Origin of the sequence: Rhodococcus sp. MEB032 (assembly GCF_030208925.1) — a bacterium.
In the GTDB taxonomy this organism is placed as follows: domain Bacteria; phylum Actinomycetota; class Actinomycetes; order Mycobacteriales; family Mycobacteriaceae; genus Rhodococcus_F; species Rhodococcus_F qingshengii.
On sequence record NZ_JARVSY010000028.1, the window covers coordinates 1 to 22,662 of the forward strand.

A 22,662-nucleotide genomic window follows, 5' to 3' on the forward strand; every position below is an offset into this window, starting at 1 on the left:
ACTCCTCCCAACGCTTCGCGTCGGGAGACGGAGCGAGTCGCTGCGCTCCCCGCCAGGGAGCCGCTGCGCGGCTCGCAGTGGGTCGAGTGCCGTTGCCGTCGATCGAGTCGCTTCGCTCCTCTGAATTCCGAATCTCGGTTCTCACCAATCGAATTCATCGCAACGTCTGAACCGGTACCCGACACCCGAACGAGGCTGGGGAGGAGGGGAAGGGTCGCGAAAAGCGCCCCGTATCGCGACCCTTGCCTCGCCATCATCATGCTCCCAATCATACACCCCCCACCCACCAAACCGCAAAACAAACCGAAAACACGAAACATCGAAACCCACACCACCGCAACAACATTCGATGTTAAGAAAAACACCCTCGTGCACAAACCACGAAACCAACCCAACACCAACCGAATACCGAAACCTACTGACACACAACAACATTCAAAAACACTCAAAACGAGCCTCACAACACCCCCCACCCGACCCGGCATCACACCCCCCACACCGCCCAACCCGAACACCCCGCCGGCTCATTTTTCGTCAAAAATCATGGGACCCGACCGGTTCCTAATTGGTAGGTTTGCCAGCATGGGAGCTGCGGAGGAACGACTCATTGAAACACTCGGTGTGCCACTCGAGTCGACCGATTTCGGGTCCGACTGCGATCTCGCGTTGAGCGGATGCCTCCTGGTGCGGCAGCTCGATGACGGCTTAATGATGAAGGCCGCCATCCGTCCGGGATTAGCCGGCGAGACGCGAGAGCAATTCGCGGAGTGGGCGAAATCCCGCTTTCTACGGTTCGCGGAACACGGTCCCGAGCCGGATGGATGGCAGAAGCGAAGCGACGGAGACTGGCAACTGTGGGCGCGCCTGCAACAAATGCCTAGTCTGGACTAACAGGAGGTGTTGTGCGACAAACGGTGTGCGGCTGGATGCCACTCGACCCAAATAGGCCCCTCACCGGATAGTGAGCGCCCCTCTGGACACCCAACTGGGATGCCCCGGCCCGGTTGGTGTCGGCCGTGCCATTTCGATCAGGCGGTCAAACCGATCAACACAACCCAGCATTCACTCTCCCCCGCCCTGGACAAAACGTCGCGTCGCCTCTGTGCACCGGTAGCGTCACGCCTAACTAGGCGTGACAAGCACAGCAACGCAGATCGTCTGCAAAACAAGGCCGGAACCAAAATCCGCCAGCACCACGCACACTCCACAACAACCGCCCAGAGGTGCCATCACCGCAGATAAAACCTAAAAGTGGCCTCGGGCCCTCAGGTATTTCTTGAGCGCCTGAGTACGATCCTGGCATGCCCTCTCTACCCCCGAAATCCAGACGCCGGGTGCCGACCACTCTCAGCCGGTGCCGGTTCCCAATCCTGACCATGCATGGAAGCTTCTGTCTACGACTAATGAGTGGATACGTCACGCAGACGCGAAATCTGGAGTTGTTCTCGCATTTACCGGTGCAACCTCCGTCGCGCTGTTCAACCTCGCCAAGGGCCGATCTGAATGGCCTTGGTACTTGATCCTCGTGGTAGTGCTAGCGGTGGCGTCTATTTTCTTTACGGTATTATTTGTCGTAGCAACCCTTACGCCTCGCGTGTCAGCAGAGACTAGTAAGCCCCACCTAGAAAATTCTGATATATCGGTGAATCCTTTATTCTTCGGTCACATTTCCGCGAATTACAACAACAACGACATACGGTATACGACGGTTCTTTCCACTCTCACATCCAATCCGGAGGAACTAACGAACCACATCGCCAATCAAGTCCACGCAAATTCGAGAATCGCGACAACAAAAATGCGCTATATCAACACGTCGATCTGGTGCGGCCTTGCTTCGGTGGTTTTCGTGGCGGTATTGGCCCTTACATCCGGGATTGGAAACTAACAAAATGGAAGGAAATTACAAGCCTTACGACTACAAGAAGAGCGCCGACCGCCTGGACGAGATTCTCAGTCAGCCTCGCGGCCAGTTCGTCGAAGCTGATTCGCTGCCCGACCGCAGTAGGCTCACTTACACGAACGGGTACTATGCGCACTGCACAGCGTTGTTTGTAGACATTCGTGACTCCTCAAAACTTCCTGATAAGTACACTCGCCCCCGCTTGGCCAAGATATATCGGGCATTTATCTCCGAGATGGTTGCGGTTCTAGGCAGCGATCTTTACGTCCTGGAAGTGAACATAGTCGGAGATTGCGTGTGGGCGGTATACAAAACTCCGAAAACAACAGACATCGATGATGTGTTTACCATTGCCGCACGAGCTAACACTCTAATTAATTTGGTCAACAAAAAGATGGAGAAAAAGGGATATACCGATACTCTACGTATTGGCATTGGAGTGGATTACGGGCGAGTCCTGATGATCAAAGCAGGATACAGCGGCAGCGGGATAAACGATATCGTATACATGGGTGACGTGGTCAACCGTGCAGCACATCTCGCCCACAGCGCCGGTAGGAATACATTCTTCGCCCAGGATCCAATTTGGGTGGGAGAGATATTTGCTCAAAACCTCAATGAGGAGAATAAAAAGCTACTGGAAAGCAAATTCTCCTACGAATTGGGTAACTACCGGACCGGGTATGTAATACTCACCGAGATGAACGAATGGATTGACTCGCTCTGACCTGCAGAAATCGCTGACTGCCGTCGCTTCCGATAGACGAGAACTGCATCAACCCCCAAAACCACGACCGCTTCCGTCCACGGACGCCGTAGACGGCAAATCATGCTCAGGTCACTCGATTCGAGGCCCGACGAAGTCGGACTTCTTCCATGAAGCCTCAAGGATCGGATTTGAGGTATCAGGTAACTCGCGAAGTGCCACACTGAATGACCACGTGCACCGCTCCGGGTCATTCAGGATCTCCAGGAGATTGTCCACTGCGTCCGACGTCGGGAAGCAAACCCATTTCTCCAGGTCTCGTAGCGAAAGCACCAGCGACGGGATCGTCGAGCCAATCCCGTACTCGTTGAGGGTTGAATTTCCCAGGTAGAAGGGCTCGCACGTGACCGCGAGTCCGACAACAGGTCGATCATTGGGAAATTGATCGAAGGGAGGCGTTCGGGCGCTGATGAGTTTCGCGGTGCGATCGAGTTGCTCTCTGGCTTTGGTGAGATACCGCTCGGCGATCGTCGGAAGCGTTGGATCGCCCGCTCGTGCACCGAGTGTCAGTCGTGCGGACTTGCACTCGACGAGGATGATCGCTTGCGGGGTGACCCAGATCCAGTCGACGCTCTTCACCTCGTTCTTGCCTTCTCTATATGTGATTTCCCCGTGAAGGTCGTTCTCGCCGGCTACGAGGCCGAGATGCTTGCCGACGTATGCCTCGGTGCGGGCACCCAGGATACGGGCGAAATCCGTGCCCCAGGCGTCCACGCCTCGGTAGTACAGGTTGGCCGGGTACATGGCGCGTTCGATCAGCATTACCTGCGGGGCCCAGATTCCTCGCTCACCAAGATTGACGAGTGGACGGGCAGCCAGCGGGTTGAATTCCCAACGTTGCAGCGACCGGTCGAGAGCCGGGACCGTAGTTTTCATTTCCTTAGCGGCGACGACGGTCGTGGTGAGTGCGTCCACGACCTTTTCGATCTGTTCACGCGGAGCAACAGTCTCGAAAACCTCCTGCATGTGTGCCAAATCCATTGTCGCCGGGTCGAAAAGGCCATTCTCTATGGTGACCCACACTCCCAGTGCGAACGCAGCACGCACAGCCTCATACAGCGGCATGCCGAACACCTCACTCCAGTCAGGCGCAGGGCCCAAGGCCGGGTCCTCGAACAGAGCGTGAGCACGTGATAACTCTTCAATGCGAGATTCCTGATACGGAAACTGCTCGTACGCCAACGGGGTCAATATCGCGGCTGTCCCGTCGACCTTGTCATAGGTGTTGTTGAAGGCCCCAACGAGCTTTCGCACGGTTCCTTTGTCCACCGGGGCGTGACGGTGATCGTTTCCGTGCAGGATCGAGTCTCGTGCAATCGCCGCGATCGCCCAAGGCGGGTTCCCCCTCGGGTCTGGCCATTCGCTGTCCCTATATGCCTCGGCGGAGTACCTCGCGAGAGCAGGGATCAAATCCGACGGCCGGTACCGTCGAACACTCTCCCGAAACTCGCGGTAGGTCGTAGAAAGCTGAATGGTCTGTTTCACATTCCTATTCAACACTCGCTGCTATCTCCGCCCCAGGGCACGGTGTACGGCGCTTGCGACGAGCAGCGATCAGCTCAGGTTCTCAGGGCCGGCCGCCCAGGACGCAGAACGCGATCACCGCGAGGAGCGCGAGAACGACGGCACCGGCGAGGATCGCAGCCGCGCGGTAGGGCTTCTCGGTGCCGGGCGACTTCGTCATGAAACCGGTGGAAGGGGAAGTGCCCGCAGTGCGGCGCTGTGCGCTGGTCCTGTCGTGACTTCGACTCGGCTCGGCTCCATATTGACCGGCGCAACTTTGCTGTCAGTCTTGGTCGCACACCATTCGGCACGCTTAAAGTGAGCAGATGCGCACACACTTCGCCGACAGCCTCGACGACCTCGCTGCCGGTCTCGCCTCGATGTGCGCTCTCACCGTCACAGCAATTGCCGACGCAACAACAGCCTTGCTGGATGTCGACCTTCCCACCGCCGAACGAGTACTCGACGCGAACACCAACCTCGATAAAGCCGCCGCCGACTGGGAACACCAGGCATTCTCACTCCTCGCCCTACAGGCCCCCGTCGCGCATGACCTGAGATTCACCGTCGGCGGCCTGCACATCGCCGCCAGTCTGCAACGCATGGGCGGACTCGCTACCCATGTAGCGAAGATCGCGCGTCTACGCCACCCGACACCGGCGGTCCCACCCGAAGCACGGCCAGTCATCGAGGACATCGGGAAGACAGCGGTAGCCCGGGCCACCGAAACCCAAGTGGTACTCCGCCACCTCGACCATGGACGCGCCGAAAAGCTGGTCGCAGCCGACACCGTCATGGACGAACTACACCGGCGCCTGTTCACCGTCACCCAAGCCCCACAATGGCCACACGGAGTACAAGCAGCAGTCGACGTCACCCTCCTCGGACGGTTCTACGAACGGTTCTGCGACCACACCGTCGACATCGGACGACGCATCATCTTCCTCGAAACCGGACAACTCCCGCCCGACCCGAAACCCTTCTCTGACAACCACACTCGCAGATCACAGTCACAAATCGACCACCCCGGAAACCATGAACCCCAGCTAAAGGCCCGAGGCTCCTTCCTGGCGGCACATTCACCGAAACCAACCGCGATCAGACGCCGGGCCCGTTGTCGCGTTGTTGAAGTTCTGCGTTGATGCGGCACGCTTCGGCGAGTTGGTCTTCGAGAATGATGATCCGGCACGCAGCCTCGAGTGGAGTGCCGGCGGCGACGAGTTCGTGCGCGCGGGCGGCGATACGCAGTTGGTAGCGCGAGTAGCGGCGGTGCCCACCGGCCGAGCGTTGTGGGGTGAGGAGTTTCGCGGCATCGAGGCTGCGAAGGAACCCTTGCCGCACGCCGAGGAGCTCGGCGGCGTGGCCCATGCTGTAGGCGGGATAGTCTTCGTCGTCGAACTTGCCGGACAGGTCGCCGGCGGGTCGCTCTGCCGAGATGGCGGTCTTCTCTCACTGGAATGGACGGGGCCCCCGGCGCGGGGGTGCGCCGGGGGCCGAGACGGGGTCGATTTCACTCACTGAACCAACAACTGCACTCGTTTGAGCTTCCGAACGCACACACCATGTCCGGTAGCCCGTTTGAAGGGGGCGCCGGGACCTGAACTACACACTCACAACAACTTTCGGTCCCGGCACGTCCCTGCCCTGCGGTACTGCTTGCGGGTAGTTCATCTCTCCCGCACCTCTTGATTTCGTTCCTGTGAGAAAAAAGATACAACACACCAACAGAGAATGTCTACCCCCGCCACTATAGAAATTTTGGCGCTTCTCACGCCGATTCGAGGAGAGGGCATCGCGCCTGCTCGGCCACCATGCCAACGACGGCAACCCCGTCGAACCCATACCTGAAACCGATGTTCCCGATCGCGATCGACGAGCAAAGCGGCGCATCCAACGGCAACATCACACCAGTTCGAAAGTGGAGATGCTTCGCGCAGTCGATCACGGGCCCACGCGCAGGCACGCCATGACAACGCCAGCCACAAAGGCAGGACGAGTATCGAGTCCCGGACTGGAGCGGGCGTCTTCCGCATACTGGAATATTTACGTAACCTGCAGATACACCAACTCGGCATACTGTCGAAGTGGAGTCCCCACCGACTGATGCTGGGCGGGGACTCCACGAGGTGAGACGTCCCCGTGTTGAGCACACAGCACGGGGACCCACTTTCCGCGCCGGGCTCACTACTCAACCCTGCACCTCCACCCTAAAACAGTCCGTCAGGTTTGGTCTACGGGGAAGGCGAACCGTTACCAACCCAACACTTCACTTCCAGCGTGGCGCGATCACGCGGGTAGCGCCGCGCACGACGTGGCCTCCGACACAGCTGGGCGCAATCACCGCCAAAAGCGGAAGCATGACCGCTCATATGGGATCGGAGGTTGGGGCGGTGACCGGCACGATCACCACCACCCACACCCACGCCCGCGAGAAGACTCCCAGCTGCATCACGTACTCGCCATTGCGGCCCGCACAGCAATGACATCCTTCCGCTCCAACCGGCGCAACAGCCGAAGCTACCGGCTAACCCTTGCCCCGCAGGCCCTCCTCAACAACGAACTCCGAAATACTGAACACTCAGAGTCGACGACTCGACACGGCTCCCGCCTGCCGACACTCCAACTCGTCCTGCACGATCTCAAGCCGCATCTCCTCACAGCGACTCAACTCGTCCAGACCCTGCAACCGACAACACTCCGTCACCAGATCCTCATCGCTCATCCCGCGCCTGACATCCTGCACCGTGCACTCCCTCCGATCCGCACTCGTTCGGATCGGTGAATACCCACGAAAAGACATCCCTCACAACCACCACGGGAAAGGGGCTTCCACCACACATGTTTCAGCCCGCCGGCTCCGAGGTAACTACCCCACGCGGCGAGCGATTCGGGTGAGTCGCACACAGGCGCCCACCGGCACGCTGGTCACTCACGGCGGTGGGCGCCGGCCCCCGAATGGTCCCTGCCCCGAGACGACCGCACCCCACCACTTACTGGTGTCACGCTGGTGTCACGAACCGCGCGCGCATCTCTGAGATTCGAGCACCGGCCTCCGATGCCGGCACCGAACCCACCGGAACGGGCGTACGGCACATCAACGACGTGGCGCCTCCGCCTTCGGTGGCACACACACCGCAACGCCCAACAGCTGACCATTGCCACCGCCCGCACACACACCCCCGGCCTGCACGCCCGAGCCCTCGAACCTCTAACCCGAAAACATGAAAAGAGGGGGTTCACCAGCGTTGACGTATGAGCACCAATGCTGGCGACCCCCGCACGCCCCGATGCATTGCCCGCCCAGGGCGCTCCTTTCACAGCGACCCGCCCCCGGCGAATGGACAGGGAAGGCAGGTCCGTGCGGCGTCCCCCAATAATCTTCGGGGTGTTCCCAGTGCCGCACCCCACAGATATCCCACACACGACGAACGCAAACGCGCTCCGCCCAACAATTTCGAAGGACGCGTGTGTTGCTGAAACTGAGGGCCTCACCACGATTACTCCGGGCGGGTATGGAGGTAGTGACGACACCGGATCCGAGAAAACCCTTACCGCACATGCCCGCCGCCACGGCACCTCCTCGGCGAGGGCACACAACAACCGCCGGGTCTATGCGGTGGCTTGTTAATAGCTAGAGTGGTCGGCGCTACGGTCAATCGCTATTGTTGATCAGCACGTACTTCATCAGGTCGGGGCCGAGTGGAGCACCTCAACCGATGCCAGCACATCCATCTTCGGCGCCGCGCCACGTGGCAGGTCCCTCCCCGCATTGCCTTGGCGGAGGTTTCGGTGCTCGGTAAATTCCGGCGCGAAGCAGCCGTACTCGCGGCCTACCTCTCCCAATTCGAGAACACCGACAGCGACTACGCACAACACTCCCCCTACGTCGGCATCACTGGCGAGAGCCGGGCCCGGACGCACGCCGACTACCAGCAGGCCTGCCGATGGATCGCCGCCACCGAGTGCACCGACGGCGACATCGTCGCCCTCACTCGCATGCGCCGCCGCTACGGCTTCCCCACCGAACCCTGACCCTCGAACTCCCGGGCACGGCCTCGAACTCCCGGGCACGGCCACGGACTCCCAACTCGGCCCCAGCCGATATTCAGGACTTTGTTCCGGTGCCTTTCGGAACGAGAGTGCCTCGGTCGGCGTACATCGCCTCGATACGAGCCTTGATCTCGGCAGTACTCATCGAACCGCTGTGCACAGCCGGCGAGTTCGACCTCGAAGTCAGTACGTTCATCGGAAAGGCCCTTCACACATTGATGATTGAAGATTCGTAGCAGTTCGAGCGAACAGCGTCAGACCACGCGCCATGCCGGACGGGAATTATCAACCCCCACAGGCACACACGTGAACCTCGATCAGATCATCGTTGGCAGACACTCGCCGCAGTCGACGAACTATGCCGCGTGCAGAACCCGAGAGGCTGCGTCCTCGATACTCCGATTCGGTGTCATCGTCGCCGACGTGGCATCCGTGCTGCCGACTGTGACGACCTGACGCCACCACGCTTCACGTTCCTCGGATTCGGGCCACACCACCACATCGAGGTCATCGACATCCATGCGAAGTACTCCTTCATGCCATCTGACCGCCAGTTACCCCGCCTACGGTCCTGTAAACGCCTCACGGCTTCGAAGCCGAATCAACCGCCGAGTCCGGCACCAGCGCCGGACTCGGCATGCCGATCTTCGGGCACCATGTGCCCCGGTGCCCGCCGGGAGGAAGTTTCGTGGGTAGCAACGCTCCGCGATGGTCGTAGCGCTGGACATACAACCCCCAACTACTACCGCCGTTAGCGGCCGTCGCCGCGACGATCGCCTCATTGTCCGACTCGAAGAACTCTTCGGTGCCCGATCCATCCGCGAACGTGAACTTGTACCTCTCCATCACACGACCTCGCCGTCAGTCGAAAAAGCTCGTAACCACGATGTTCCCGTAACGACTGTGTTCGAATCTCAAGTCTCACGACGGTTGCTGGGTGAGGAGGAGTTTCGCCGCGTCGCTTGCCGGACGGCTCGCCCGGCAAGTTGCTCTGCAGTGAGATTGCGCGACGTAAAATGATGTTGACAGCTCGATCGTTCCTCGGACCCACGTAGTCGAAAGACTCGCTGCGGACTGTCTGACTCTTTCGAGGAGGCGCACATGAAACGCGAGCAGGTACCGGTCTCCGTCTACCGGCTGACATCGGAACAGCTCGTAGCGGAGCACCACAGGCTCTGCGACCACGCCGAGCAACTGAGCCCGAACCAGCGTGCGCGGCTCTATTTCCTGAACGAGGAGTTGAAGGCCCGGGGCCTGCCAGCCGGAATGACGGCGTCGACGGCGCAAGCCCGCGACAATGCGTGGGACGGTGAAGTCTGAGAGCTGTTCAGATCGGGCAAAGGGCCCCCGGCCGGTATGTTTTCATCACTTCATCCTCAGCGGATCCTGGTGACTGAGCGCCCCGGCCTGCGGACCGCGCAATCCTCGTCGGATAGCCGATTCCTTGTCCAAGTAGAGGAACCAATGGAGCGGAACGACGTTGGACACGAAGCGACTGCCCTCGGTTTCTAAGATGACGACGGGGGCAGCTTTCGGTGTTCCGACGGTTGTATCAGCTGATCCCGATACCTCCGCCGAACGTGACGGACAGCCATTTGACGAAGGCTGCGAAGGCCACGTTGAAGTCGATTCCAGCCGAACCCATGATCCTCACCTCGCACGCATGTTGGAGTTTGCTCCCCCCGCACTTGGTTCATCGGTTCGGGCCGGCCCCGTGTTAGCGGCTCGAAGTACTCACCACTGCAACGATGCCCGCGCACCTGGCACGCTAGGCGGGTATGTCACCGAGACGGTGATGATTGGGTGGGGAGCGACGTTTGCATTCGGTGCCGGCGGGATATCTTTGGGGTGCGGCAGTAGAAACCCCGCGAAAGAATGCGGGGAGCCGCACCGACGACCTGCCCTCCGGCTGACCACTCGCCGGGGGTGGGTCACCTCCGAGAAAGCGCTCTGCACGGGCAGTGCATCACCAGGGCGCGCAGGGTTCACCGGCGTCGGCGCTCACACCTCGGCGCCGGTGAACCTCACCGAATATCTTGTGCGGTAACCATGAGGTCGGACGGCCGGGCATTGCAGCGAGCTTTCGCCGCAGTCGCGGCCGGGACTGGAGCCGTGGGCATCGACAGGTCAGTGATCGCGAAGCTGTGAGAGCTACTGCGAGAAAGCTTTTCGCAGTGAACGCAGCGAGTAAAGAGTTCGCCGACCGCGAGGCACGGTCCAGAAGTGGCCCATCAGGGCGGGGTTAGGTGTCCGACCTGATGGGCCGTGCGCGCGGTGTCTGGGGAGACAGGCGCGCAGTACAGGGTGGCCCACCGGATGTCGGCCTGCGCAGGACCGGTGTTCGGTGGGCCGAGCGCAACGCCACGTCGGGATGACGCTGCGTTAGCCGATTATAGCGAATGCGTTGTCTCCGTTCGACTCCCGACAACCCGTGTGGGCCGATCCCAAAGTTCCATGCCGGCCGGCGTGCATCGGCGGCTGCATTTGAGGGGTGATGATGTCTGTACGAACCACTCACGGCAATCGGGACGAACCTCACCGTCCTCTGCGGCCGCCGCCCCGTACCGTCGAGGAATAGGCGTGCGGGAGCAGTCGCCGACGTCTACCGGCCTCGTCGGTCCCCTGCCTTTGTGTGGTCGTCGAGGCCGCCCACCCGCCGGCAACCGGAGCCCTGGCGAAGCGAGGGGAAGTATGGGCGGGAATCGGCAGCCCAAATTTTTCGCATCTGTAACGTCGAATATCTGTGACTCAGTGTGATGGAGCGGTATACATATCTCGTACGCCCGGCTAACTACACGGAGAACGGTGATCATGTTCCGCACCCCTCGTCGAGTTCGTGATGTCTCCCTCACCGTCACCTCCACTACGGTGTGCTGCCGTTCGCGGGTCGGTTTCCTCATCGCGGCAACGGTCCGATGAGCAGCCCTCGCCGCATCGGCGACCTCACCGAGCAGCACTACACCGCCGTGGTCAATCATCAATCCGCCCCGACGCGACTCGCCCGGGCAGCCCCGCATCCGGACGTCGTCGCCGCTGCGGAATTCCTCCTCGCAGAACCGGACGCCTACCTCTACCGGCGCCGCTACCTCGAACTGATCACCCACACCCCCGGCCCCGACGGCACCACCATCACCGACTACACCGCCGCCGAAAAATATCTCCTCACCACCGCCGCCAGACGCAGAAAAGCGCTCCTACGCCCGACCGCCCTCTACGCAGTTCAGACAACGGTCCCCGAGGGGGATGTTCGGCGGCCGATCTCGGGCGCTACAACAGATTGACCAAATGCACGACGGAGAGCGGAACCGCTGGGATCAGCAACCCCGCACCGACCGACGCTGCGCGGGCACCTACCTCGCGTAGCGGGAGCAGGTGAAAAACCAGCAGCCCGACCCCGCCGAGCACAGAACCAGCGACCAGGACCGCGACCGGGGAGACGAACCAGATCACACCCAATGCCCCGACCGCGGCAACGGTCATCCATCGCCACCGCAGATTGCCGGACTCGATACCGGGACCTAGGAGCATCGCGTTCCTTCCTCGCCGAGACCGAGAACCTGGGAATGGAAGCCAATCGGTCCGGTATCGCCCGCTGCCTTCACACACGTTGTCCGTCACCGACTGATCGAGACCCTGCCGTGGGCCGGGGTATGAGGGTGGGTGACACGGATACCCGAAATGCGCCGGCCGTCCAGTGCGCTGACGGTGAGCCGGTGCCCATCGAAGACGACGGTGTCACCGAGTTGGGGAAGACGTTGGAGTCGGTGCAGCAGAAAACCCGCCACCGTGTCGTACGGACCTGCGGGCAGCGCTATCCCGGTGCGGGATTCGAAATCATCCGCGAGAAGCAAGCCGTCGACCCGTTGACGCTTCGGGATCGGTGACACGTCAGGGACGGCGGGATCGTCGTACTCGTCCCTGATTTCGCCGACAATCTCCTCGACGATGTCTTCGAGGGTGACGATCCCCGCCGTACCCCCGTACTCGTCGACGACGATCGCGATCTGAAGATTCTCTCGTCGCATGTCCGTCAACGCGGCCAACGCGGGTTTGCAGCCCGGAAGATGAAGTACGGGCCGGGACACGTCGGCAACAGTGTTCACGGTGCGCTCGTCGGCGAGGAGCAGATCGCGAAGATGAACGAACCCCGATATGTCGTCATGGGAAGACTTGGTGACCGGGTAGCGGCTGTGCCCCCACTGCAATGCCTGTTCGCGCGCCAGAGACAGCGCGGTGTCGGCGGAAAGGAAATCGACATCGGTACGCGGTCGCATCACCTCGGCCAGAGATCGATGTCCGGCATCGAAAACCTCAGACAGGATCCGGCGCTCGTCCTCGGCGATGGCTTTGTGGCCGATGAGCAGATCCCGCAGCTCCTCGTGAGTGATGTCCTCCCCCTTGGCTTTCGGGTCGCCGCCCACCAAGCGCACCAACAGGTCGGTCGAGACGGACAGCACCCAGATCACCGGCCGCATCGCTGTCGCGAACCAGTCCACCACCGGGGCCGTCAGCAACGAAACGCCGGTGGCACGTTGCAGCGCAATACGTTTGGGTACGAGCTCCCCCAGGATCAACGACAGATACGAGATCACCAGAGTGGTGCCGACCAAAGCCGTAATCGATGCCGCCGCAGCCGGGAGCCCCCACGACACGAGAGCGGGAGAAACAGCCGGTGCGATAGTGGAGGCGCCGTACGCGGCGGAAAAGAAACCGGCGACCGTCACCCCGATCTGCACAGCAGAGAGAAACCGGTTCGGATTACGCGCCAACGCGGCAGTGCGCGCACCACGTCCGCCGCGCTGCTCCAACCGTCGAATCTGCCCTTCGCGCAACGACACCAGAGCGATCTCGGTGGCGGCGAACACACCACCCATAAGAACGAAGACCAGCACCAACGCGCCGTTGACGACAATCTCGTTCATCGCAGCCGCCTACATCGAGGCGGCCCGGGTTTGTCGCTGGTGTCCATGTCCCTTCCTCCTCGGAGGAGTCGACGAAAGGTCGAGTGGAGATGATCTCAGTTTAGCAAAACTGCATAAAACGGACATTTCGGTTGGTGTCGTCACTGCGTCCGCGTTTGCGGTGTCGCAGGGTCAATGGGGTGCTCACGTGCTGGTCGGGGTGACGCTGCGGCGACGTCGTCGTGGTGTGCAGGTACGGGGCGGGGACTCGGTATCTCTATCCTTGGCCTGGTGACGAACTCTGCCCAGTCTTGCGCGGTGCAGATTCGCGGTGCCGGCGTCGGCGCGACGACGGCGACGACAGCGATTCTCGCGCACGGCTGCGCGGGTGGACATTGGCCGGGATCCGCAGAATGGGTGCTGTTGTTGGCTGTGTGCTGCAGCCTGGGGGTGATCGCGGTGTCGGCGAACATCTTCTCCCGACGCGTGGGTCTGTTGATGGCAGTGAGCGGGGGCCAGCTCGCCGGGCATCGCCGCATTGAGTGCGGGACCTGCTGCGGCGCATGCGGCCCTGGCCGGTAGTAATCCCGCCGACGGTGCGCAGATCAGCACAGCCCCTGACCAGGTGACGTTGACGTTCAATCAAAACATCCAATCCAATTTCGCCACCTTGAAGGTGGTCGATGCGGACGGCACGCAGTGGGGTCGATCCGAGCCTGTGGTCGAGGGCCGCGACATGTCCGTCGATCTCGACGGACTCGGAGAGGCCGGCCAGTACACGGTCGCGTTCCGGGTCATCTCCGAAGACGGCCATCCGATCGACGGCACGTACAACTTCCAACTGACCCAAGCAAACCCCGGAGCAGCAAGTTCTGCGAGCGGTACGGCACCTGCAACGACAACCGGATCCTCCGATACCGCACAACCAGCAGACGAGGACTCGGGTGGATTCCCGGCATGGATCTTGATCGCCGTTGCGGTGGTCGTCATCGGCGGCGCCGTGGTGTTCTTCCTTGTTCCCCGGAACACGAAGAAGTCCTGACCGAATTCCTCTGTGATTACCGGCCCATCCTCGTCCCTACCGGACGGCGGTGGGCCGCTCTCGTAGCGGTGGCAGTGGCGGTCTGCGGAGGATCCCCCGCAGACCGTCACTCGCCGTGACTGCGACGGGAACGTGCAGCCGCAGGGTTGTGGCCTATTCGTGTGCGGGTTCGCCCGTGACCAGGTGGTCGGCGTGGTTGAGGCCTTCGCCGACCAAGCGGGCGAGGTGTCCGTCGTGGATTCGGTAGATCACCCGCCGTCCTTCTTTGCGGGTGTCGACCAGGCCGGTGAATCGAAGTTTGGCCAGGTGTTGACTGACTGCTGTGCGGGAGGCGTCGCAGGCTTCGGTGAGGGCGGTGACGTCGGCTTCGCCTTGAGTCAGCAGCCACAGGATGTGAAGCCTGGTGGGATCGGCCAGCATGCGGAAGGTTCCGGTCGCAGCGTCGAGACGGGATTGATCGGGCGCGATCGGATGTACCAGACTTGCCTCGGTCCGGACGTCTGTCACGGCGGGCACGGCAGCATCGGACATCGGCGTGCTCACTTTCCCGTTGCGGCCGCCTCGACTGTCGGGGCGGCACTCACGGGCCAGGCCCGTGATGCGAAGACTGCTGCGAGTGTAGCGAGCACGGTCAATGCGACCGCGGCGGTGAACTGATTGGCCTCCGCTCCTACCCATCCTGCCAAAGGGTAGGTGAGCAGGAAGCCGGCATGGGAGAGGGAGAACTGTGCGGTGAATACCGTTCCCCGGTTCTCCGGGGTCGATCCGTCGCGAAGCAGTCGCGCCGACGGGGTGTTGATCATGGACGTTCCGGCCCCGAGGGCTATCCAGATGGTCGTCAGCATCACCCAGGAGATCGGGGGCGTCGGGGCAATGAGGAGCATCGACGACGCCGCGGCAAGTCCGAGGGCGACCACGGCGGAGCCGGTGAGCATCAGTCGCCGGGTAGATATCGAGGCGAGAATTCGTGGTACGCACAGCGCAACGAGCATCGAACCGCCACCGTAGAAACCGAGTGCGAGTGCGACACCGGTGTTGGTGCCGCCGAGGAGATCGCGGACGTAGACCACGGTATTGACCACGACCAACCCGGTCGCGGAGGCGACCACCAAGTTCAACGCGAGCAGTCCTCGAAGAACAGGACTGCCCACCATCACGCGGGCACCGAGCGTGATTCGCTGGACCAGCGGCACCGCCGGACCCGCCGGAGCCAGCTTCGGCAGTGTGGTTCCGACAACTAGCAGGCCCGATACGGTGAAGCCCACGACGGTTCCCAAGAACAACGAGTGGTAGGAAATCAGCGTCAGCAGTGCTGCTGCCAGGATCGGGCTCAGGAGCGATTCGAGGTCGTAGGCAAGGCGAGAGAGCGACAAGGCCCGGGTGTAATCCTCTTCCTCGACCAAGACCGAGGGGATCACCGATTGAAAGGCCGGAGTGAACGTCGCCGATGCCGACTGCAACAGAAAAATCAGGACGTAGATCTGCCAGGTCTGGTCGACGAACGGCAAGGCGAGCGCGATGAGAGCCCGGATCACGTCCGCGGATACCAAGAGGACTTTGCGGGGCACACGATGGGTGAGGGCGGAGATGATCGGCGCGACGCCGACGTAGGCCAGCATCTTGATGGCCAGCGCAGTGCCGAGCACCGCGCCGGCATCGCTGCCCGCCAGGTCGTAGGCCAGCAGACCGAGAGCGACCGTCAGTAACCCGGTGCCGATCAGGGCAACGATCTGAGCGGTGAACAATCGGCGGAAGGTGCGATGCCGCAATACGTCGAGCACGGAGATCCTCCGAACGTTCTCGTGAACAAGGAAACCCCACTCTAACCCACATGTGCGCACTTGCGCACATGTAGAAACACATTCGGCCGCTTTGGGGCCGTGATCCACGGACCGCCCGTCAGGTCACCCCGTCCGGTGGGGTCGGCAGTCGACTCGCAGGTCGGAAAGGCATGAGTGCGCACATATGAACTTGAGGGTGTGCGCGGTGCTATCTTGGCCTGGTGGGACCGATTCGAGCTGACGCGACGATGCAGCGAGTACTGCTCGGCGCCGTGATGCTCGCTGCGGTGTTCGCCATGCTCCTCTCCTCACAGATCGCACACACATCGGATTCGTCGGCGGCCGGCCACGCCCCGATCGCTGCTGCCGTGATCGATCAAGCCGCAGACCCGACGCCGCACGAGACCCCGAAAAACATCGTCGGGTCACCTGCTGATCACCGTCACAGCGGCCCGGGAGAGGCCGACGGCCCTGCCCAGATGTTCGAATCGGTGCACGTGCTGTTGGCCATTCTCTCGCTGGGACTGGTCGTGATTGCGCTGCGACTGCTCTGGATTGTGTGCGTACGACCCTCGCTCGCCACGGAAAAGCGAAGCGGCGCAAGGTTCGCGGCAGTCGGCGCCGTCCTGCGCCCGGTGTCGATCCTCGATGCCGCATGCGTACTGAGGGTGTGACAGGTCTGCACTAGCCGGCAGACCTTTCCCACTTCAGTTCCGCGTCCGCCGTCGGCCGATGGCCGATCGCACGCGATCTCACCTCAGGAGCGCCCTCGTGCGTGTCATTGTCAGCTCTACCCGACCCCACCCACGGCCCACACCGCCGGCATCCGCTGCCGCCGGGGCCGGGCCCGTCACCATTCGTCCCGCCCAGATCGGTGACCTCTCCAGCAGCGCTCACCTGCACCTCGACGCCCTACCCGTGGGACTCTTTCCCCAACTCGGCTACCGCTTTCTGCGCCGGTGGCATCACAGTTTCCTCGACCACCCCTATGCCGTTGCTTTCGTCGCAGTCGATGCCGACCGGAACGTTCTGGGATTCCTCCTCGGAACACTCGATCACCGAACGCACCTGAGCCACATGGTGCGCGACCGACAAACGATGGCCTCACTCGCTGTTCACGGCATCATCGCGCTGGTCGCGCGGCCGCAACTGGCTGCCCGGTTTCTCCGCACACGGGCACTGCCGTGGTGCAATGCCGCCAAGGAATTGTTCCTGGGCTGTCCTCGCGATGTCAGGACGACGACGTCCCCGCCCCGCCCGCCCGCCGATCCGGTAGCGGTACTGGCCGCTGTCGCCGTCGACCCCGCACGGCGTGGCCGGGGAATCGGCGCCGAACTCACCGCCGGCTTCGAGGCCGCCGCAACGCAGTTCGGTACGCCCACCGCCGAGCTTGCAACACACGTCGACACCGCCGATTCCGCTTCGAGCACCTCCCACGGTTTCTACGAACGCCTCGGATGGACCCCGACGCGCACCTACCTCGATCGTGACGGTCGACGAATGCAGGTCTACCGGCGATCACTCGGCGTCGCAGCACAGGACGGAACGGAATTGACATGAGCAGTGCGACAAAAACAGTGGCCAAACTCGCCGGATGCACGGCATTGGCCGGCGCCCTGCTCGCGGGTGTGCTCTTTCCGGTCGTCGGGGGCTTCGGATACGCATCGAATCAGGCGGTGAGCACCGTCGACAACGTCTCCGCCGAGCTGGCCAAGGGAGTTGTTCCCGGCGTTTCGACCATGGTCGACGCAGCCGGAAACCCGATCGCATGGTTGTACGAGCAGCGCCGCTTCGAAGTCCCCAGCGATCAAATCTCCAACGAGATGAAGCTCGCGATCGTCTCCGTCGAGGACAAACGTTTCGCCGACCACCAAGGCGTGGACTGGCAGGGCACACTCCGAGCGTTCCTGACCAACACCACCAGCGGACAGGTCGAACAGGGCGCCTCGACACTCAACCAGCAGTACGTGAAGAACTATCAACTTCTGGTGCTGGCCACCACCGACGCCGAACGCCGAGCTGCCATCGAAACGACACCCGCGCGCAAGATCCGCGAGATCCGCATGGCACTGACCCTCGACCGACAACTGACCAAAGACGAGATCCTCACCCGCTATCTCAACCTCGTTCCATTCGGCAACGCATCCTTCGGAATCCAAGACGCAGCCCGAACCTACTTCGGCATCGACGCCAGCGACCTGTCCGCCATGCAGGCCGCGATGCTCGCCGGCATGGTCCAGTCCAGTTCCGCACTCAACCCGTACACGAACGTGGACGGCGTCACCGCACGCCGAAACGTCGTTCTCGACACGATGATCGAAAACATCCCCGAACGCGCCGACGAGCTGCGGGCAGCCAAAACCCAACCCCTGGGCGTCCTCGCCGAACCCAATACACTCCCACGCGGATGTATCGCCGCCGGCGACCGCGGATTCTTCTGCGACTACGCGCTGCAGTACCTGGCCCAAGCGGGCATCAGCGGCGAAGAAATCGACAAAGGCGGCTACCTGATCAGGACCACTCTCGAGCCGGACGTCCAAGACTCCGTCAAGACCGCACTGGTACGCAACACCAGACCCGACGTGGACGGGGCCGCGACCGTCATGAATGTCGTCGCACCCGGCCAGGACCAACACCGCATACTGGCAATGGGCAGCAGTCGCACGTACGGCCTCGACGCCGAAGCCTCTGAAACAGTACAGCCGCAACCGTATTCGCTTGTCGGCAACGGAGCGGGCTCGATCTTCAAAATCTTCACCGCCGCAGCGGCAATGGAGAAGGGACTCGGTAGCAGCAGCGTCCTGCAGGTTCCCCGACGAGTCGAAGTCAAAGGACTCGGTGATGGCGGCGCACAAGGATGCCCCCCGTCCACCTACTGCGTCGAGAACACCGGCAACTATCCCGCCGCCCTCCCGCTGACCGATGCGTTGGCGCAATCACCGAACACCGCCTTCGTGAAGTTACTCGAGTCCGTCGGGGTCACCCCGGCAGTGGAGATGGCCGTACGGCTCGGACTTCGCTCCTACGACGAGCCGGGCACCTCGGGGCAAGGCCAGCAGAGCATGGCCGAAGTCCAAAAGCAGCAGAACCTGGGCTCGTTCACCCTCGGACCGACCCAGGTCAACCCACTCGAACTGTCCAACGTGGCAGCAACACTCGCATCCTCGGGGAAGTGGTGTCCCCCGACCCCGATCGACTCGGTACTCGATCGCGAGGGCGCCCCGGTGCCGATGGCGGTACAAGGGTGCGAGCAGGTGATCGACCCAGGACTGGCGAACACCCTGGCCAACGCGATGAGCAAGGACGACCAACCTGGCGGCACCGCAGCCGCCGCAGCGGCGTCGGCCCGGTGGTCGCTGCCGATGTCGGGAAAAACCGGAACTACCGAGGCGAATCGGTCCTCCGGTTTCCTCGGATTCACCAACCGCTACGCCGGTGCGGTGTACACGTACGGCGATTCGCCGACTCCGAGTGCACTCTGTTCCTTCCCCCTGCGGCCCTGCGGATCCGGTGATCTCTACGGCGGCAACGAACCTGCACGCACCTGGTACGACGCGCTGGCGCCGATAGCCACGAAATTCGGTCCTGTGGAACTGCCACCCGTCGATCAGAAATACGTCCGAGGTGCGCAGAGCGCTCAAATTCCGAACGTGGTCGGGATGACGTCGTCCGCAGCGACCTCGCTGCTTCAAGCTGCAGGGTTCGACGTCGCAACGACCACAACCGAATCCGTTTCGACGCCGGGAACAGTGGTCAGCATCTCGCCTGTCGGTTCGACGCTTCCCGGTTCGGTGATCACGCTGTCCATCGGTGATGGTTCCCAACCACGACCGGGCCCAGCCGGCCCCCGGGAACTGCCGTCTGACGCCCCACCTCGATCCGCCACGCCCCCAGGCCCTGCACCGCGCTAGCAGGGGGCGGAAAACCCGCCACAGATCACCGGTATCGACTCTCTGACACCACTACAAGGACCATATGGAGCTCACTCGCCGACAAGTTCTAGCGCTGATCGTCGCCGTCCCCGCCGCCGGAACGATCAGCGCATGTGCAGTGCCGCGAACACCCCACACAACCCCTGATGCGCCCGTCTCTACCACCGCCACGCGCCCCGGTGATGTGCCGTCCCGGCACAAATCCACGAACATGCAACAGCAGCAGGGGCTTTCGGGCGTGTGGACACCGAGCGCCAATGAGGTGCTGCCCGACATCAAACGAACGGCAGCAGACTTCCTCGAAACAGCGGGAACGTGGTCGACCGTCACCGATCCGCTCTCGCGAGTTGGTCTCGTACCCGAACTCGTCGCGGCCGCAGCGATCTTGCAGCCGTCTGATGCGATCGCCGGTTCCCTGCGGGTCCTCTATCCGCAGTACGGCGGCATCGCCACTGACGAAGCTGCGGTCATCGCCTTGTTCGATCAACAACTGACCTACTCCACGGAATCTGTGAACAGGCAGATGGCACTCGACGTTCGTCTTGCCCGACATGGTGGCGGCGTCTGGCAAGTCCGACAGATCAAGGCATTGACCAGCCTCGGTGAGCAGCAAACAATCACCGGGTCCGCCCTGGCGGTGATCGACAACCCCAGCATCATCTTGTCCGCACCTGCACGAGACGATGTCGGTACCGGCCGGGTCGACGAAACACTGCTTCGCGTCCTGACCGGTCTCGGTGAGGAATTCACCTTCGGAATCCAGGTGATGCACACCGGCCACATTCAAACGGTGTTTCCGACGTCGAAAGTGTCGAATCATGCCGTCGGTCGAGCGGCAGATGTGCGCGAGATCAACGGCGTTCGCATTGTCGACTACAGCGTCACTTCACCGGTGCTCACTGAGTTCATGCTTCGCGCCTCCGAACTCGGAGCGACCGAAGTGGGTGGCCCGATCGATCTCAACGGCGACAGAGCAGGGTTCTTCTCCGACGATGTTCACCGCGATCACATCCATCTCGGTGTCACCCCGGGGGACCTGCCGGCCCAACTGAGGTGAACATCCGCAATCGGCGACGCCACTCGCGAACCCCACCCCGGTTCCGATTCGAAATCCGTTACTACACAGTCACATCGACTTATCACACACAGAGGAACCAGCTCCATGGGCAGCACGTCGCTCCGCATTCCGCACAGCCGACACGATGACCGCAACACACACTGCTCCCGCCGCACAGCAACAGGCATGTCGTTGGCTGTCGCCGTGTGCTTGGTGCTCGGAATCGTCCTCGGGAGCTATCTCACGCGAGAATCGGACACGCAAGCACCTTCCCCGCCGACGAGTGGTGTCGACATCGGGTTCTTGCACTACATGATCATTCATCACGAGCAAGCGATCGAGCTTGCGCGAATTTCGGTCGCCAATGCCGGCGACCTCACAGTCCGCACCCTGGCATTCGACATCCTCACAGGTCAGGGCACTCAGATTGGAATGATGCAGGGGTGGTTGGACATGTGGGGACAACCGAGGAAACCAGCCGAACCGTACACGAGCTGGATGGCTGAGGGAGATCACCAGATGCCCTCACACGATTCGGGCACTTCGATGCCGGGAATGGCCACGGCGCTGGATTTCGAGACGTTCCGCGCTGCGGAAGGGCACGAGTCGGACACACAATTTCTGAAACTGATGCTCCGCCACCACCAGGGCGGAAACGACATGCTCGAGGTGGCAAGCGATCGCGCCGAGGATCCGATCATTCGCCGGTTCGCACGCTCACTGCTTGCGCTGCAGCAACACGAATCAGATGTGATGACAACGATGCTGGCGCAACGAAACGAACAGCCGCTGCCCTTTCCCTAGAGCAAATGTTCGTCCTCGATGGCTGTTCCGATGTCGAGGCGCCGCCGAAACTCCCCTGGTCACATCAGATGCGACGAGGGATGGGGCGATGCGCAACGAGGTGATTCACCCCGCTACAGTATCGAAAACGATTCCCATTGCTATATTCAGGAGACTTCACCGTGCGCAAATCTGTCGGGTTCTCGATGTCCGCCCTCGGGCTGCCGCTTGCCGCTGCGCTCACCCTGGTCAGTTTCCGGGAGCGACATGGGTGGGCTGACCCGACGTCCTGGCCTACGACCAAGGAGCGCAACGTCTTTACGTCGCCGCCGAGAGCGGCACCGTCAGCGTGCTCGACCGACAAGGCGGGCACCTGACCGCCGTCGGGTCCGGACACCTGGCCGACGACGCTCACGTCGTCGCGGTCGACCCGATCACCCACCACACCTACTACCCGGTGACCGCCGGGACGGACGGCCGTCCTGCACTCCTCGAACGCTCCCAGGCGCCCTGACCTCTCGGGGAAAGGATCAGCCGGCCGAGATGTCCCGCGCCCCGAGCCGCAGATGCTCGACGTGATAAACCGCCTCGTCGAGCAGCTGGGCGACGTGGTTGTCGTACAGGCTGTAGACGATGCTTCGGCCGGTGCGAGTTCCCGTGACGAGCCCGAGGGCGCGCAGCAGCCGAAGTTGATGAGAGACAGCCGATTGCGTCATTCCCACATCCTCAGCAAGGTCGTTGACCGCGACCGGCCCACAGCGCAGTCGCGAGAGAATCAGCAACCGGCTCGGATTGGCCAACGCCTGCAAGGCTTCGGCGACGACGGCAGCGCTCTCGGCGTCGAGCACCGCTGCGGGGGTGTCCCTACCTTGCACTCCGTGGCCCATACCTCACATTCTAAACACACGCAATATATGAAGACGTCTACATATATGCGTAGTATG

At 62.0% G+C, this 22,662-nt stretch carries 25 protein-coding genes; 16 read left to right on the forward strand and 9 right to left on the reverse strand.

Features of this window, described 5'->3' with window-relative positions; all coding sequences use genetic code 11:
- Positions 1-1,354 precede the first annotated feature (1,354 nt).
- Positions 1,355-1,888, forward strand: a complete 534-nt coding sequence (locus QRN54_RS33665; RefSeq protein WP_350318889.1) for a Pycsar system effector family protein — start codon at positions 1,355-1,357, stop codon at positions 1,886-1,888.
- Positions 1,889-1,892: 4 nt separating this feature from the next.
- Entirely contained in the window at positions 1,893-2,630 is a 738-nt protein-coding gene (locus tag QRN54_RS24825; protein ID WP_285183329.1) for an adenylate/guanylate cyclase domain-containing protein, read from the forward strand.
- A 111-nt stretch (positions 2,631-2,741) separates the two neighbouring features.
- Here the strand turns inward: QRN54_RS24825 and QRN54_RS24830 are convergent, their stop codons facing one another.
- Complete coding sequence (locus tag QRN54_RS24830; protein WP_285183330.1) at positions 2,742-3,923, reverse strand: hypothetical protein; 1,182 nt, start codon at positions 3,921-3,923, stop codon at positions 2,742-2,744.
- 575 nt (positions 3,924-4,498) lie between these two features.
- Here QRN54_RS24830 and phoU point away from each other — a divergent pair.
- Positions 4,499-5,314: a phosphate signaling complex protein PhoU gene (gene phoU, locus QRN54_RS24835; RefSeq protein ID WP_285183331.1), complete on the forward strand. Its 816-nt coding sequence runs from the start codon at positions 4,499-4,501 to the stop codon at positions 5,312-5,314.
- Here phoU and QRN54_RS24840 read toward each other — a convergent pair.
- Positions 5,271-5,540: a MerR family transcriptional regulator gene (locus QRN54_RS24840; RefSeq protein WP_285183332.1), complete on the reverse strand. Its 270-nt coding sequence runs from the start codon at positions 5,538-5,540 to the stop codon at positions 5,271-5,273. The two genes, phoU and QRN54_RS24840, sit on opposite strands and share 44 nt — an antisense overlap.
- A gap of 989 nt (positions 5,541-6,529) precedes the next feature.
- Here QRN54_RS24840 and QRN54_RS24845 point away from each other — a divergent pair.
- Complete coding sequence (locus QRN54_RS24845) at positions 6,530-6,655, forward strand: hypothetical protein (protein WP_285183333.1); 126 nt, start codon at positions 6,530-6,532, stop codon at positions 6,653-6,655.
- A 1,306-nt stretch (positions 6,656-7,961) separates the two neighbouring features.
- Positions 7,962-8,204, forward strand: coding sequence for a hypothetical protein (locus QRN54_RS24850; protein ID WP_285183334.1), 243 nt, complete (start codon positions 7,962-7,964; stop codon positions 8,202-8,204).
- A gap of 374 nt (positions 8,205-8,578) precedes the next feature.
- On the opposite strand, the gene QRN54_RS24855 is transcribed toward QRN54_RS24850, so the two are convergent.
- Both QRN54_RS24855 and QRN54_RS24860 read right to left on the reverse strand, forming a co-directional pair.
- Positions 8,579-8,743 (reverse strand): hypothetical protein, encoded by a 165-nt coding sequence (locus QRN54_RS24855; RefSeq protein WP_285183335.1) that lies wholly within the window; start codon positions 8,741-8,743, stop codon positions 8,579-8,581.
- 61 nt (positions 8,744-8,804) lie between these two features.
- Positions 8,805-9,068 carry a hypothetical protein gene (locus tag QRN54_RS24860; protein ID WP_285183336.1) on the reverse strand — a complete coding sequence of 88 codons (264 nt, stop codon included), beginning with the start codon at positions 9,066-9,068 and terminating at the stop codon, positions 8,805-8,807.
- A 255-nt stretch (positions 9,069-9,323) separates the two neighbouring features.
- On the opposite strand from QRN54_RS24860, the gene QRN54_RS24865 reads away from it, so the two are divergent.
- Positions 9,324-9,542, forward strand: coding sequence for a hypothetical protein (locus QRN54_RS24865; RefSeq protein WP_285183337.1), 219 nt, complete (start codon positions 9,324-9,326; stop codon positions 9,540-9,542).
- Between the two features lie 1,595 nt (positions 9,543-11,137).
- Positions 11,138-11,503 carry a hypothetical protein gene (locus QRN54_RS24870; protein WP_285183338.1) on the forward strand — a complete coding sequence of 122 codons (366 nt, stop codon included), beginning with the start codon at positions 11,138-11,140 and terminating at the stop codon, positions 11,501-11,503.
- Here the strand turns inward: QRN54_RS24870 and QRN54_RS24875 are convergent.
- Both QRN54_RS24875 and QRN54_RS24880 read right to left on the reverse strand, forming a co-directional pair.
- Positions 11,490-11,750, reverse strand: a complete 261-nt coding sequence (locus QRN54_RS24875; RefSeq protein ID WP_285183339.1) for a hypothetical protein — start codon at positions 11,748-11,750, stop codon at positions 11,490-11,492. The genes QRN54_RS24870 and QRN54_RS24875 overlap by 14 nt on opposite strands.
- A gap of 86 nt (positions 11,751-11,836) precedes the next feature.
- Positions 11,837-13,144 carry a hemolysin family protein gene (locus tag QRN54_RS24880; protein WP_285183340.1) on the reverse strand — a complete coding sequence of 436 codons (1,308 nt, stop codon included), beginning with the start codon at positions 13,142-13,144 and terminating at the stop codon, positions 11,837-11,839.
- A 270-nt stretch (positions 13,145-13,414) separates the two neighbouring features.
- Between QRN54_RS24880 and QRN54_RS24885 the strand changes: the two genes are divergently transcribed.
- On the forward strand, positions 13,415-13,705 hold the full coding sequence (locus QRN54_RS24885; RefSeq protein WP_285183341.1) for a hypothetical protein: 291 nt from the start codon (positions 13,415-13,417) through the stop codon (positions 13,703-13,705).
- The gene (locus QRN54_RS24890; protein WP_285183342.1) at positions 13,662-14,165 is read left to right on the forward strand and encodes a copper resistance CopC family protein; all 504 of its coding nucleotides are present in this window, start codon (positions 13,662-13,664) and stop codon (positions 14,163-14,165) included. The genes QRN54_RS24885 and QRN54_RS24890 overlap by 44 nt, the downstream gene beginning before the upstream one ends.
- 153 nt (positions 14,166-14,318) lie before the next feature.
- Here QRN54_RS24890 and QRN54_RS24895 read toward each other — a convergent pair whose 3' ends face one another.
- Together QRN54_RS24895 and QRN54_RS24900 are read right to left on the reverse strand one after the other, a co-directional pair.
- Positions 14,319-14,696, reverse strand: coding sequence for an ArsR/SmtB family transcription factor (locus QRN54_RS24895; RefSeq protein ID WP_285183343.1), 378 nt, complete (start codon positions 14,694-14,696; stop codon positions 14,319-14,321).
- 8 nt (positions 14,697-14,704) lie between these two features.
- Positions 14,705-15,946 carry an MFS transporter gene (locus QRN54_RS24900; RefSeq protein ID WP_285183344.1) on the reverse strand — a complete coding sequence of 414 codons (1,242 nt, stop codon included), beginning with the start codon at positions 15,944-15,946 and terminating at the stop codon, positions 14,705-14,707.
- Positions 15,947-16,167: 221 nt separating this feature from the next.
- Here QRN54_RS24900 and QRN54_RS24905 point away from each other — a divergent pair, with 221 nt between their 5' ends.
- The 7 genes from QRN54_RS24905 to QRN54_RS24935 all read left to right on the forward strand — a co-directional run bounded on the left by QRN54_RS24905 (position 16,168) and on the right by QRN54_RS24935 (position 22,232).
- Entirely contained in the window at positions 16,168-16,620 is a 453-nt protein-coding gene (locus QRN54_RS24905) for a hypothetical protein (RefSeq protein ID WP_285183345.1), read from the forward strand.
- A 97-nt stretch (positions 16,621-16,717) separates the two neighbouring features.
- On the forward strand, positions 16,718-17,506 hold the full coding sequence (locus tag QRN54_RS24910; RefSeq protein WP_285183346.1) for a GNAT family N-acetyltransferase: 789 nt from the start codon (positions 16,718-16,720) through the stop codon (positions 17,504-17,506).
- Between the two features lie 17 nt (positions 17,507-17,523).
- A complete protein-coding gene (locus QRN54_RS24915) occupies positions 17,524-19,857 on the forward strand; it encodes a penicillin-binding protein (RefSeq protein ID WP_285183393.1) in 2,334 nt (777 codons plus the stop codon).
- Positions 19,858-19,921: 64 nt separating this feature from the next.
- Entirely contained in the window at positions 19,922-20,935 is a 1,014-nt protein-coding gene (locus QRN54_RS24920; protein ID WP_285183347.1) for a hypothetical protein, read from the forward strand.
- A gap of 105 nt (positions 20,936-21,040) precedes the next feature.
- Positions 21,041-21,739: a DUF305 domain-containing protein gene (locus QRN54_RS24925; RefSeq protein WP_285183348.1), complete on the forward strand. Its 699-nt coding sequence runs from the start codon at positions 21,041-21,043 to the stop codon at positions 21,737-21,739.
- Between the two features lie 161 nt (positions 21,740-21,900).
- Positions 21,901-22,095 (forward strand): hypothetical protein, encoded by a 195-nt coding sequence (locus tag QRN54_RS24930; protein WP_285183349.1) that lies wholly within the window; start codon positions 21,901-21,903, stop codon positions 22,093-22,095.
- Entirely contained in the window at positions 22,068-22,232 is a 165-nt protein-coding gene (locus QRN54_RS24935; protein ID WP_285183350.1) for a hypothetical protein, read from the forward strand. The genes QRN54_RS24930 and QRN54_RS24935 overlap by 28 nt, the downstream gene beginning before the upstream one ends.
- 16 nt (positions 22,233-22,248) lie before the next feature.
- Here the strand turns inward: QRN54_RS24935 and QRN54_RS24940 are convergent, their stop codons facing one another.
- Complete coding sequence (locus QRN54_RS24940; protein WP_285183351.1) at positions 22,249-22,605, reverse strand: ArsR/SmtB family transcription factor; 357 nt, start codon at positions 22,603-22,605, stop codon at positions 22,249-22,251.
- Positions 22,606-22,662 lie beyond the last annotated feature (57 nt).

Coding starts and splice junctions, on each gene's coding strand:
- QRN54_RS24860 (WP_285183336.1), bottom strand. CDS start 9,068: ATGGAGAGGTACAAGTTCACGTTCGCGGATGGATCGGGCACCGAAGAG.
- QRN54_RS24920 (WP_285183347.1), top strand. CDS start 19,922: ATGGAGCTCACTCGCCGACAAGTTCTAGCGCTGATCGTCGCCGTCCCC.
- QRN54_RS24925 (WP_285183348.1), top strand. CDS start 21,041: ATGGGCAGCACGTCGCTCCGCATTCCGCACAGCCGACACGATGACCGC.
- QRN54_RS24880 (WP_285183340.1), bottom strand. CDS start 13,144: ATGAACGAGATTGTCGTCAACGGCGCGTTGGTGCTGGTCTTCGTTCTT.
- QRN54_RS24845 (WP_285183333.1), top strand. CDS start 6,530: ATGACCGCTCATATGGGATCGGAGGTTGGGGCGGTGACCGGCACGATC.
- QRN54_RS24840 (WP_285183332.1), bottom strand. CDS start 5,540: ATGGGCCACGCCGCCGAGCTCCTCGGCGTGCGGCAAGGGTTCCTTCGC.
- QRN54_RS24895 (WP_285183343.1), bottom strand. CDS start 14,696: ATGTCCGATGCTGCCGTGCCCGCCGTGACAGACGTCCGGACCGAGGCA.
- QRN54_RS24825 (WP_285183329.1), top strand. CDS start 1,893: ATGGAAGGAAATTACAAGCCTTACGACTACAAGAAGAGCGCCGACCGC.
- QRN54_RS24865 (WP_285183337.1), top strand. CDS start 9,324: ATGAAACGCGAGCAGGTACCGGTCTCCGTCTACCGGCTGACATCGGAA.
- QRN54_RS24855 (WP_285183335.1), bottom strand. CDS start 8,743: ATGGATGTCGATGACCTCGATGTGGTGGTGTGGCCCGAATCCGAGGAA.
- QRN54_RS24940 (WP_285183351.1), bottom strand. CDS start 22,605: ATGGGCCACGGAGTGCAAGGTAGGGACACCCCCGCAGCGGTGCTCGAC.
- phoU (WP_285183331.1), top strand. CDS start 4,499: ATGCGCACACACTTCGCCGACAGCCTCGACGACCTCGCTGCCGGTCTC.
- QRN54_RS24875 (WP_285183339.1), bottom strand. CDS start 11,750: ATGCTCCTAGGTCCCGGTATCGAGTCCGGCAATCTGCGGTGGCGATGG.
- QRN54_RS24870 (WP_285183338.1), top strand. CDS start 11,138: ATGAGCAGCCCTCGCCGCATCGGCGACCTCACCGAGCAGCACTACACC.